Here is a 12,074-nt window from a genome sequence, read left to right as displayed (position 1 = left end):
CATGGCTGTGCAAGCGGCCATGCCCGGCGCGGCGGCGCGGCCGCTGGCCCTGCTGGCGGGCGCGGCCTGCGTGCTGGCCCTGCGCCATTATCCGCTGGGCCACGGCTGGCCCGGCCTGCTGTTTGCCATCCTGCTGCCCGCGTATTTCCTGCTGCTGTGCTGGCGCCCCGCCTGCTGGCTGTTCTGCGTGCCCGCCCTGCTGCCCGTGCTGGACCTGGCGCCGTGGACGGGCTGGTTCTTCCTCGAAGAAATCGACGTGCTGCTGATGCTGACGGTGGCCTGCGGCTATTGGCGCCTGGGCGGACCAGGCCAGCCGGCAGCGGCGCGGCTGTCGCCCGCCGCCCGCCTATGTTTGCTGCTGTGCAGCCTGGCCTGGCTGGCGGCGCTGCTGCGCGGCCTCCTGCCGCGGGCGCCGCTCGACCTGAATGCCTGGGATAATTATTTGAGCCCCTACAACAGTTTGCGGTTGGGCAAAGCCTGGGCCTGGAGCATGCTGCTGCTGCCGCTGCTGCTGCGCGACGCGAGTCCGCACGCCCTGCGCCGCTACGCGCTGCCGGGCATGCTGGCCGGGCTGGCCATGGTGTCCCTGTTCGCCCTGTGGGAACGGGCCGTGTTTCCCGGCCTGCTGAACCTGTCGAGCGACTACCGCATCACGGCGCCGTTTTCCGCCATGCACACGGGCGGCGCCGCGCTGGACGGCTACCTGGCCCTGAGCCTGCCGTTTGCCGCGCTGTGGCTGGCGCGCGCCCGCAGCCGCTGGCAGGCGGCGCTGGCCTTGCTGCTGCTGGCCCTGGCCCTGCACGCGGCGTTCACCACCTTTTCACGGGGCTTGTACGCGGCCCTGGCGGCGGCCATGCTGCTGGCCTTGTGGCAAGCCCTGCGGACACCGCCCGGCGCGGCGCGGCGCCCGCCCGGCCGCCCGCCTGTGCGCGGCGTCTTGCTCAAGCTGCTGCTGGCCGGCCTGGGCACCGCCCTGCTCGTGTACATGTTCAGCCTGGCGGGCTACCGGGGCTTGCTGGCCGCCGCCGTCCTGCTCGCCGCCAGCTTCGTGCTGGCCGCGCGGCCCCTGCCGTGGCGCCTGGCGCCGGCCAGCCTGCTGTGCGCGCTGTGCCTGCAGGGTCTGCTGGCCGCCTGGTGGCCGGAACCGGCCGGCCAGCCAACGGCCGGCTGGCTGAAAGGCCCGTATTTCCTGTTCCTGCTGGCCGCCGTGCTGCTGACGGGCACGCTGTGGCCGGGCGGCGCCGGCGGCAAGGGTCCAGCCAGGCTGGGCCTGGCGATGATGGCGTGGACCATGCTGGCATGCAATCTCGCCTGGATAGGCTGGCACTGGGCCGGTGCTGCCGCCCTGCCGCCGGCCGGCCTGGTGGTGCTGCTGGCCATGCTGATGCTGGGCAACGGACGCTTGCACCCGCCGCTGTGGCGGCTGGACCGGGCCAGCCTGAGCATCGCGGGCGCGGCCGGCATCCTGCTGTTGCTGGCCATCCCCGTGTCGGCCAGCTATTACGCCACCGAACGTTTCGCCACCACGGCCTTCGACATGCAGGGCCGCTTGCGCCACTGGCGGCAAGTGCTGGCCATGCAGCCGCCCGACTGGGGCGACCGCCTGTTCGGCATGGGCAGCGGCAGCTTTCCCGCCACATATTACTGGCACAATCCGGGGCGCGAGGTGCCGGCCAGCATCGCGTATGCAGAGGACAGGGGCGCGCCCGGCAATTATTATGTGCGCCTGGCCAGTCCCGGCTACAGCGCCGGCTATGGCGAACTGCTGCGGCTGCTGCAACGCCTGCGCGTGCAGCCGGCCACGCGCTACACCCTGGCGCTCGACGTGCGCAGAAGCGGCCCCATGCCCGTGCTGCAGGTGCGCCTGTGCCAGCGGCAATTGCTGTATGCACAAAATTGCGTGAAAATCCCCCTGCGCCTGCGCCCGCCCCCGCCCGGCAATGCGCCGGCGGCCTGGCAACACTATGACCTGCCGTTCGACAGCGCCTGGCTGGGCACGGGCGCCTGGCTGCTGCGCCCGCCCGTGCAGCTGGAACTGGCGGCCAGCGGCACGGCCGCCTCGTCCGTGCTGGACGTCGACAACCTGAGCCTGCGCGCACCCGGCGGCGAGGAACTGATCGCCAACGGCCATTTTACGCAGGCTAACAATTACTGGTTTTTCAGCAGCGACCACCATCACTTGCCGTGGCATATCAAGAGCATGGCGCTGCATGTGCTGGTGGAAACGGGCTGGTGCGGCGCACTGTCCTTGCTGGCCCTGCTGGCCGTGGCCGGCCTGCGCCTGCTGCGCCGCGCCGGGCGGGGCGACCCGGGCGCGCTGGCCTGCGCCGCCGCCCTGCTGGGCTTTCTCGTCGTCGGCCTGTTCGACAGCCTGCTCGACGTGCCGCGCCTCGCCCTGCTGTGCTATCTGATGCTGCTGTGCGCGCTGCTGCAGCCCGCGCCCTCCCCGCCTCCTCCCCACCTTGAAAGCGCGCCGCCATGACAGCCCTGTTTTCCGCCCTGCTATTTTGCCTGGCCCTGGCCAGCGCGCCGTGCCGCGCCGACGCGCCGCTGGCGCAAACCATCGCGCGCATCAAACCATCGATCGTCGGCGTGGGCAGCCTGCAAAAGACGCGCACGCCGCCGATGAATTTCATCGGCACGGGTTTCGTGACGGGCGACGGCTTGAGCGTGCTGACCTGTGCCCACGTGATCCAGAAGCTGCTCGACGCCAATCCGAACGAAGTCATCGGCATCCTCACGGGCCAGGGCGAGGCGGCGCAATTTCGCCCCGCCAGGGTCCAGGCGCTGGACACGGAACACGACCTGGCCTTGCTGCGCCTGGCGGGCGCGCCCCTGCCCGCCCTGGCGCTGGGCGACGCGGCCACGGTGCGCGAAGGCCAGGCCATGGCGTTTACAGGGTTTCCGCTGGGCACCTTGCTCGGACTGCACCACGTGACGCACCGCGCCACCGTGTCATCGCTGACGCCGGTGGTCATGCCCAGCGAAAACGCGCAGCGCCTCGACATCCGGCGCCTGGCGCAGCTGCAAAAAGCGCCCTACACCGTGTTCCAGCTGGACGCGACGGCGTATCCGGGCAGCAGCGGCAGCCCCCTGTTCGATCCCGAGACCGGTCTCGTCTACGGCATCGTCAACATGGTGTACGTCAAGGGCCTCAAGGAGGCGGCCATCAGCGCCCCGAGCGGCATCACTTACGCGATTCCGGGCAGCTACATGCAGACGCTCTTGCTGAAAAACAAATGAGTGATCAGTTGCGCCCCTGCCTCAGCCGGTCCGTAATGCCAGGCTCATCCCATGTCGGAAAAAAAAAGGGGTAAAACGACCGTTCACCCCCATGCTGTTCCATCAGGCCACCGTATTTACGGATCTGGGCCCCCATGTAATCGAGGTCCAGCCGTAGCAGCACGGCCGGCGCCCCCACGCGCGTGCACTCGCGCTCGCCGCCGAAGTCCTGGAAACCCAGCATGCGCTTGTAAAACACCACGTGGCGCGGGTTGACTTCGATCACGTAATCCGTAAAGCCGTGAATATTGTGGGCATAGATATAAGAGATATGAATCAGCGCCGCGAACACGCGCTTGCTCACCCCCTTGTCGATGGCCAGGCGCGACGGTTCGCACAGACGCCGGCCTTCCTCGCGCAGGACGTCGAGCTTGTCGCGGAAGTTGTCATCGGCCGGCAAGCCGGTCTCGTCATTGTCGAGGCACAGGGTCATGGTGCCGACCGTGGTGCCGGCCGTTTCCGCAAACAGCGTGATTTTATTCAGGGCATGCGCGATGCCGGGATCGACGGCATAGCCGCGCCAGCCGTACATCTTGCGGATCAGCAAACTGGCCGCCTCGCGCCGGCCGCGCGAATTGGCCATGCGGATATGAAAGCGCTGCAGGTCGAGCTCATGCTCCATGGCCGGGTCGATCTGCCCCTCGCCCACCACCATGTCACTGAAATTGCCCGGCGTGTCGAAGGAAATTATGGGTTCATCTTCAAAGCTCATCTTGTCCTCACGTTCATCGGCTGCCGTCGAGACGGACTGAAGCCAATGCCTTGTGACAAGAGAAAAACTGGAGAAGTTCCCGCGCCAGGCAAAAAAAACAGAAGAAATATGCTATTTAATAGCAAAATTGCATGCTGAAATTTGCCCGCAAGTACAAAATGACAAATATAAATGCTGTTTTGATATTGCCGAGTCCGCTGTTAAAAGAAGCTCTCCGGTATCAGCAGCACGTCGCCCGGGCGCATCATGACGTTGGCGGAAATATCGCCATTCTTCAGCAGGTCGTCGAGGCGCACGCCCAGCTGCTGCTGGTTGCCTTCGCGCATGCGGATAATGCTGGCCTTGTTGCCGGCCGCAAAATCGGTGATGCCGCCCACGGCGATGAGCACGTCCATCAGCGACATGCCCAGCCGGTACGGCAGCGCCTGCGGCTTGGCCGCCTCGCCGATAACCCGGATCTGCTCGCCATACGGGCCCGAGAAATTGGTGACGATGACCGTTACCACGGGCTGCTGGATGAACTTGCCCAACGCTTGCTCTATGTCGCGCGCCAGCTGGGTCGAGGTCTTGCCGCTGGCGGGCAAATCCTCGACCAGCGGCGTGGTGATCTTGCCGTCCGGCCGCACGGCCACCGTCAGCGACACTTCCGGGTTGCGCCAGACGATGATGTTGACGGAGTCGCCAGGTCCGATCAGGTAGTCGTGCATGGGCGCGCTGTCGTCGGAGGGCGCCAGCGGATGGGACGTGCGGCAGGCGCCCAGCAGGCCGGCGGCCAAGGCCAGGCCCAGCGTATTGCAGACAAATGCACGGCGAAACGGATTCATGCGGAGCCTCTTCGAGTCGATGGCGCGTCCATGGCCGGCCCCGCAGAACCAGCCTGGGCCGCGAACTTCCTATGATTATTAAAACCCGGCAAGTCAACCTTGAGGCGTATCAAGAAGCAATCATCTTGGGAAATTTTGCCTCCCAGCCGCCCTATACTTTGCTTACTCAACAGGCAAGCATTTCTTGCAAGACGCCGTCGCCAGCCCATCGACCGTGCAGCACCGTCACCTGAAGGAAGCGACATGGAAGTATTGATACAGCAATTGCTTTCCAGCCTGAAAGGCATCTGGAAGTACCGCTGGCATGCGGTGCTGGTGGCGTGGCTGGTGGCCGTCGTCGGCTTCATCAAGGTGATCACCCTGCCCGACGACTTCCAGACGTCGGCGCGCGTGTTTGTCGATACGCAAACCATCCTCAAGCCGCTGATGGCCGGCATGACCAGCGTGCCGAACACGGAACAGCAGGTGGCCATCATGAGCCGCACCCTGCTCAGCCGCCCGAACGTGGAGCGCGTCATGCGCATGGTCGACCTCGACCTCGATTCGAAGACCGTGCGCGAACACGAGGCCCAGCTCGACGATTTGATGAGCCGCATCAAGATCACGGGCACCAACGCGTATGACATCTACACGATCAGCTACAGCGGGCGCGACCCGAAGCTGGTGCGCGACGTGGTGCAAAGCCTGCTCACCATCTTTGTCGAAGGCAGTTTCCAGGGGAAAAAAGGCGATTCGCAAAAGGCGGTGCAATTCATCGACGAGCAGATCAAGAATTACGAGGACAAGCTGAGCGCGGCGGAAAACCTCGTGAAGGAATTCAAGATCCGCAACACGCTGCTGCTGCCGCGCCAGGGCATCGACTATGGCAGCCAGCTGCAGATGTCGTCCGATAGCCTGAACAATGCCAAGCTGGAACTGGTCGAAGCGGAACAGGCGCGCAAGGCCATCCAGAGCCAGATCGAAGGCGACGAGCCCGTGCTCGACCTGGAGCCGAACGCATCGGCCATCGCGAATCCCGAACTCGACGAGCGCATCGCCTCGCTCAACAAGAACCTCGACAGCCTGCGCATGCAATTTACGGAACTGCACCCCGACATCATCGCCTCGAAGCGCCTCATTGCCCAGCTGGAAGAACGCAAGATCGAGGAAAGCAAGCTGAAAACGGCGGCCGGCGACCCGGGCAAGAACTACAGCCCCATGCTGCAGCAGCTGAAGGTGGCGCTGACGGATGCGGACGCCAAGGTGGCCGCCATCAAGGCCCGGGTGCAGGAATACAACGCGCGCAATGAACGCCTGCTGGCGCAGAGCACTGCCGTGCCCGAGGTGGAATCGCAGCTGGCGCAGCTGAACCGCGACTACATCATCAACAAGGAAAACTATGAAAAGCTGATCGGCCGGCGCGAAGCGGCCAAGCTGTCGGGCGAACTCAGTTCCACCACGGAGATGATGGCCTTCAAGATCATCGACCCGCCCACGGTGCAATATGCGCCCGTCGGCCCGAACCGCCCGCTGCTGTTTTCCGCGGCGCTGGGCGCGGCCCTGGTGGCCGGCGTCGCCGCGGCCTTGCTCATCAGCCAGGTGCGTCCCACCTTCCTCAGCCCCGCCGAACTGCGCGACGCCACGGGCTTGAACGTGCTGGGCACGGTATCGATGAACTGGACGGCGCTGCAGCAGGTGCGCCGCCGCCGCGCACGCTACGGCTTCGGCGCCTGCCTGGGCAGCCTGTTCGTGCTGTACGGCGGGGTCATGACGGCCGCGCTGCTGAAATTCTAGATCCCGGGGAGCGACGATGAGCAGCAAGGACAGCGGCAAGCAGGAACCGACGATACTGGGCGTGGCCGAGGCCGGCGTGCCCTACGTTGCGGCGGGCCCGGATAGCGCGGACGCGGCCCGGTCGCCCCAGTACCGTCCCCTGAACCTGGCCCGGCTGGCGGAGCAAGGCATGCTCACGCAGGAAGGCGGACGCAGCTCGGTGGCCGAGGATTTCCGCATCATCAAGCGCCCGCTGCTGCGCCAGGCGCGCGCCAGCGGCGCCGAGGCCATCCGCCACGGCAACCTGATCGTCGTCACCAGCGCCATGCCGGGCGAAGGCAAGACCTACTGCGCCGTCAACCTGGCCATGAGCATCGCCATGGAAATGGATATCACGGTGCTGCTGGTCGATGCCGACGTGGCGCGCCCGTCCGTGCTGAAAGTGCTGGGCCTGCCGCCGGAGCCGGGGCTGATGGACGTGCTGCTCGACCCGCAACTGGCCATGGGCGACGTGATCCTGAAAACCAACGTGGCCAACCTGAGCATCCTGCCCGCCGGGCGCAGCAACAAGCATGCGACGGAATTGCTGGCCAGCCGCGCCATGAGCCGCCTGCTGGCGGAAATTGCCAGCCGCTACAGCGACCGCGTCGTCATCTTCGATTCGCCGCCCCTGCTGATCACCAGCGAGGCGCACGCGCTGGTCGGGCAGATGGGGCAAGTGGTGATGGTAGTCGAGGCGGAAACGACGACGCAGCACGCCGTCAAGGAAGCGCTGCGCCAGATCGAGTCGTGCGAACACATTCATTTGATCTACAACAAGACCAAATCGTTCCCCGGCAACGACTACTACGGCTATGGCTATTACGACTAGCGGCCGGGTTCCGCTGCCGCTGCTGCCGTTCCTGTCCCTGCTGCTGCCCCTGCCGGCCGGCGCCGTCGACTGGCTGGTGAAACCGTCGCTGCGCCTGCGCGAAAGCTATACGGACAATGCCTTGCGCGCACCGTCCGGCCAGGCGCAATCGGACTTCATCACGGAAATCGCGCCCGCCATCGCCCTCATCGGCACGGGTCCCCGCCTGCGCGTGCACCTCGACTACAGCTGGCGCAAATACCTGTCGGGGCAGCGCGCCGATACGGATACCCACGAACTGCGCGCCTCGGCCGACGCCGAGCTGGTGCAGGACTGGTTCTTCATCGATGCGGACGCCAGCGTGAGCCGGCGCAACATCTCGCCATTCGGCCCGCAACTGATCGACGACCTGCCCGACACGGACAATGCCAGCACCGTGCGCACAACGGGCATCAGCCCCTACCTGCGCCACCGTTTCCGCGGCCTGGCCGCGGCCGAGCTGCGCTACACGCGCAACACGGTCGACAGCGGCGGCGACCTGCTCTCCGTGCACAGCGATGAAATGGAGTTGCTGCTCAACGGCGAGCCGCGCGGCAAGGGCTGGACCTGGAACGCCAGCCACGACGTGCGCCGCACGCAGGACAGCAAGCTGGCGCCCGTGCGCATGCAGCGCAGCAGCGCGGGCTTGCGCTATCCCTTCAGCAGCAAGTGGGCGGCCACGGCCAGCGGCGGCATGGAAAAGGAAGGCTATCTGTCGACCAGCGGCAAGGCGCCGGCGGGCCGCTTCTGGTCGCTGGGCGGCGTGTGGACGCCGTCGCCGCGTACCAGCGTGGCCTTCAGCACGGGCAAGCGCTTCTTCGGCACCACCTACAGCCTGGACGCCACCTTCCTGCAGCGCCATACCAATTGGCAGCTGAGCTACAGCGAAAACATCACCACCATGCCGACGCAGTTTTCGCGCCTGGGCGACCGCGATGCGGGCCGGCTGCTCGATCAATTGTGGCGCGGCATCTTTCCCAATGCGCGCGACCGGCGCTTGCGCATCGATGCCTTCCTGCGCTACGCCAACAGCCTGGGACCGGAACGGGGCGCCATCAATTACTTCAGCCACCGCTATTTCCTGCAAAAGCAGCTGAAGCTGACGATGGCGCGCGCCACGGCGAAAAGCACGATGATCGTCGGCGTCACGGCCGTCGACCGCACGGCGCAAACGGCCAGCGGCATCGACAGCGGCTTGCTGCCCGGCGTGGAATTCGGCAGCGAAGACCGCACGCGCCAGGTCGGCGCCAACCTGGGCTGGGGCTGGCAAGCCAATTCGCGCACCACCGTCAATGTCAATGCCGGCTACGCCGGCGTGCGTTCGCTGAGCGCGCCCCGGCGCGACAACAACATCACCCTGACGGCCGGCTACACGCGCATCCTGCAGCCGGACATGACGGCCAGCATCGACGTGCGGCACACGCGGCACGCCAGCAACCGCGGCGGCGACTACCGCGAAAACGGCGTCAGCGCCACGCTCACCATGCAATTCTAAGGAGCCCGCAATGCCCGACCCCTCGCCGTCATCCGCCGCGCCGGCGCACCTGCTGTGCGTGGTGGCCGCGCGTCCCAACCTGATGAAGATGGCGCCCATCCTGGCCGCCCTGGCGCGCCAGGCGCCCGCCGTGCGCGTGACCTTGCTGCATACGGGCCAGCATTACGACACGGCCATGAACGCGCAGCTGTTTGCCGACCTGGACATGCGCCCGCCCGACATCGCCCTCGACGTCGGCTCCGGCAACCACGCGCAGCAGACGGCCGAGATCATGCGCCGCTTCGACGCCGTACTCGACGCCCATCCGCCGCTGGCGCCCGATGCCGTGCTGGTGGTGGGCGACGTCAATTCCACGCTGGCGTGCGCGCTGGTGGCGGCCAAGCGCGGCACGCCCGTGATCCACGTCGAGGCGGGCTTGCGCAGCGGCGACCGGCGCATGCCCGAGGAAATCAACCGCGTGCTGACGGACCAGTTATCAAGCCTGCTGCTGACCAGCGAGGAAGGCGCGCGCGCCAACCTGCTGCGCGAAGGCATCGCCGCCGAACGCATCCACTTCACGGGCAACGTCATGATCGACAGCCTGCGGCAGCAGTTGCCGCGCGCCGTAGCGCCCGCCGCCACCCTGCGCGCCCACGGCCACGCCTGCCCGCCCGCGTATGGCCTGTTGACCCTGCACCGGCCGTCGAACGTGGATGATCCGGCGCAACTCGAAGCGCTGCTGCAGGCGCTGGGACAGCTGTCCCGCCAGTTGCCGCTGCTGTTTCCCATCCACCCGCGCACCCTGGCCGGCCTGCGCCTGGCGGGCCTGGAACCATTGCTGGCGCGGCAGGCCATCGTCTGCCTGCCGCCGCTGGGCTACCTGGAAATGCTGGGCCTGATGCAAGAGGCGCGCCTGGTGCTGACCGATTCGGGCGGCGTGCAGGAAGAAAGCACGGCCCTGGGCGTGCCCTGCCTGACCCTGCGCGACACGACGGAGCGGCCCGTCACCGTCAGCGACGGCACGAATACCCTGGCCGGCACGCAGCCGGGCGCCATGTTGTCGCTGGCGCGGGGCATCCTGGACACGGGCGGCAAGCGCGGTCGCCTTCCGCCCCTGTGGGATGGCCACGCGGCCGAGCGCATCGCCGCCATCGTCGCGCCGTGGCTGGCGGCGCGCCGGGGGCCGCCATGACGCCGCCGGCGCTGCTGCCAGCGCTGAAGAATGCGCTGACCGTCGACGTGGAAGACTATTTTCAGGTGTCCGCCTTCGCGCCGCACATCGCGCGCGCCGACTGGCCCCGCCTGGAATGCCGGGTCGAGGCGAATATCGAGCGCATCCTGCTGCTGCTGGAAGGCCGGCGCATCCACGCCACCTTTTTTACCCTGGGCTGGATCGCCGAGCGCTATCCGGCCATGCTGCGCCGCGTGGCGGACGCCGGACACGAAGTGGCCAGCCACGGCTATGCGCACCTGCGCGCCTGCGACCAGTCGGCCGCGCAATTCGCCGACGACGTGCGCCGCAGCAAGACCATCCTGGAACAAATAACGGGGCTGGCCGTGCACGGCTACCGGGCGCCCAGCTTTTCCATCGGCGCGGCCAACCTGTGGGCCTTCGACGTGCTGCAGGAAGCGGGCTACCGCTACAGTTCCAGCATTTACCCGATCCGCCACGACCACTACGGCATGCCCGACGCACCGCGCTTCGCCTGGCGCCCGCGGGGACCGCAGGGCGTGCTGGAATTGCCCGTCAGTACCGTGCGCCTGCGCGGGCGCAACGTGCCGGCCGGCGGCGGCGGTTATTTCAGGTTGATGCCGTATGCACTGTCGCGCTGGCTTTTGCGACGCATCAATTCGCGCGACGGGCAAGCTGGCATATTCTATTTTCATCCCTGGGAACTCGATCCCGGCCAGCCGCGCCCGGCCGGCCTCGACGCCAGGACGCGCTTTCGCCACTACCTGAACCTGGGTCGCATGGAAGCGCGGCTGGCGCGCCTGACGCGCGATTTCTCCTGGGACCGCATGGACCGTATTTTTTTGGAAAGCACATGATGCACGAGGCCAGCCTTCCTCCCGACACGCTACAGTGCAGCGCCGCCATCGCCGTGCGCTCGCTGCAGGGGCACGAGCATGCGCGCTGGGATGCCTTCGTCGACACGTGCCCGGACGCGACCTTCTTCCACCGCGCCGGCTGGCACACCATCATGCAGCAGGGTTTCCGGCACGACAGCCATTTCCTGTACGCGGAACAGCACGGGCGCATCGCCGGCGTGCTGCCGCTGGCCCACCTGCGCAGCCGCCTGTTCGGTTCGTCCCTCGTTTCGCTGCCCTTTTGCGTGTACGGCGGCATCGCCGGCGGCAGCGCGGCCGTGCGACTGGCCCTCGACGGCGCGGCGCTGGCGCTGGCCCGGCGCCTCGGCGTGGGCCACCTGGAATACCGCTGGCGCGAGGTGGAACAACAGCCGGACACGGCCTGGCTGCATAAACCCCTGTACGCGACCTTCCGCCGCGCCTTGCACCCCGAGGCGGAACAGAATCTGCTGGCGATCCCCCGCAAGCAGCGCGCCGTCGTGCGCAAGGCCATGGCGGGCGGCCTGCACAGCGCCATCGACTATGACCTCGAACGTTTCTACCCGCTCTACGCATCCAGCGTGCACCGGCTGGGCACGCCCGTCTTCGCGCGCCGCCACTTTGCCCTGCTGCGCACGGTGTTTGGCGGCGATTGCGAGATCCTCACCGTGTACCACGGCCAGCAGGCGCAAGCGAGCGTGCTGCTGTTCTATTTCCGCGATGAAGTGCTGCCGTATTATGGCGGCGGCAGCGTGCTGGCGCGCCGCACGGGCGCCAACGATTTCATGTACTGGGAAGCGATGCGCCGCGCCAGCGCGCGCGGCTGCCGCCTGTTCGATTTCGGCCGCAGCAAGCTCGGCACCGGGGCATACGACTTCAAGAAGAACTGGGGTTTTACGCCGCAGCCGCTGCCGTATGCCTGCCGGCTCGTGCGCGCCAAGGCGTTGCCGGAAGTCAATCCCCTGAATCCGAAATACGCGCTGTTCATCCGCGCCTGGCGCCGCCTGCCGCTGCCGCTGGCCAACCTGCTGGGGCCGCACATCGTGCGGCAACTGGGCTAAGCAAGGGGACATA

The 12,074-nt window shown here is 66.9% G+C and carries 10 protein-coding genes; 8 read left to right on the top strand and 2 right to left on the bottom strand.

Annotated elements, in window-relative coordinates; translation table 11 throughout:
- The first annotated feature begins 1 nt into the window (after window position 1).
- Complete coding sequence (locus tag BZG29_RS14960; RefSeq protein ID WP_077404244.1) at window positions 2-2,482, top strand: hypothetical protein; 2,481 nt, start codon at window positions 2-4, stop codon at window positions 2,480-2,482.
- Window positions 2,479-3,243, top strand: a complete 765-nt coding sequence (locus tag BZG29_RS14955; RefSeq protein WP_077404241.1) for a serine protease — start codon at window positions 2,479-2,481, stop codon at window positions 3,241-3,243. The genes BZG29_RS14960 and BZG29_RS14955 overlap by 4 nt, the downstream gene beginning before the upstream one ends.
- 4 nt (window positions 3,244-3,247) lie before the next feature.
- Here the strand turns inward: BZG29_RS14955 and BZG29_RS14950 are convergent, their stop codons facing one another.
- A complete protein-coding gene (locus BZG29_RS14950) occupies window positions 3,248-3,994 on the bottom strand; it encodes a long-chain N-acyl amino acid synthase (protein WP_077404238.1) in 747 nt (248 codons plus the stop codon).
- A 200-nt stretch (window positions 3,995-4,194) separates the two neighbouring features.
- Window positions 4,195-4,818 carry an XrtA/PEP-CTERM system exopolysaccharide export protein gene (locus tag BZG29_RS14945; RefSeq protein WP_077404235.1) on the bottom strand — a complete coding sequence of 208 codons (624 nt, stop codon included), beginning with the start codon at window positions 4,816-4,818 and terminating at the stop codon, window positions 4,195-4,197.
- 243 nt (window positions 4,819-5,061) lie between these two features.
- Between BZG29_RS14945 and BZG29_RS14940 the strand changes: the two genes are divergently transcribed.
- The 6 genes from BZG29_RS14940 to BZG29_RS14915 are packed head-to-tail and all read left to right on the top strand — an operon-like array spanning window position 5,062 to window position 12,061.
- Window positions 5,062-6,591 (top strand): XrtA system polysaccharide chain length determinant, encoded by a 1,530-nt coding sequence (locus BZG29_RS14940; RefSeq protein WP_077404231.1) that lies wholly within the window; start codon window positions 5,062-5,064, stop codon window positions 6,589-6,591.
- Window positions 6,592-6,607: 16 nt separating this feature from the next.
- On the top strand, window positions 6,608-7,441 hold the full coding sequence (locus BZG29_RS14935) for an XrtA-associated tyrosine autokinase (protein ID WP_077404228.1): 834 nt from the start codon (window positions 6,608-6,610) through the stop codon (window positions 7,439-7,441).
- Entirely contained in the window at window positions 7,425-8,954 is a 1,530-nt protein-coding gene (locus BZG29_RS14930; protein ID WP_077404225.1) for a TIGR03016 family PEP-CTERM system-associated outer membrane protein, read from the top strand. Before BZG29_RS14935 ends, BZG29_RS14930 begins: the two co-directional genes overlap by 17 nt.
- Before the next feature lie 10 nt (window positions 8,955-8,964).
- Window positions 8,965-10,125, top strand: a complete 1,161-nt coding sequence (wecB, locus tag BZG29_RS14925; protein WP_077404222.1) for a non-hydrolyzing UDP-N-acetylglucosamine 2-epimerase — start codon at window positions 8,965-8,967, stop codon at window positions 10,123-10,125.
- Complete coding sequence (locus BZG29_RS14920) at window positions 10,122-10,982, top strand: XrtA system polysaccharide deacetylase (protein ID WP_077409116.1); 861 nt, start codon at window positions 10,122-10,124, stop codon at window positions 10,980-10,982. The genes wecB and BZG29_RS14920 overlap by 4 nt, the downstream gene beginning before the upstream one ends.
- Window positions 10,979-12,061 carry a FemAB family XrtA/PEP-CTERM system-associated protein gene (locus BZG29_RS14915; RefSeq protein WP_150130920.1) on the top strand — a complete coding sequence of 361 codons (1,083 nt, stop codon included), beginning with the start codon at window positions 10,979-10,981 and terminating at the stop codon, window positions 12,059-12,061. Before BZG29_RS14920 ends, BZG29_RS14915 begins: the two co-directional genes overlap by 4 nt.
- Window positions 12,062-12,074 lie beyond the last annotated feature (13 nt).

It is taken from the genome of Janthinobacterium sp. LM6, from assembly GCF_002002885.1.
In the GTDB taxonomy this organism is placed as follows: domain Bacteria; phylum Pseudomonadota; class Gammaproteobacteria; order Burkholderiales; family Burkholderiaceae_D; genus Janthinobacterium; species Janthinobacterium kumbetense.
This window is presented reverse-complemented; position numbering and strand designations above follow the sequence as displayed.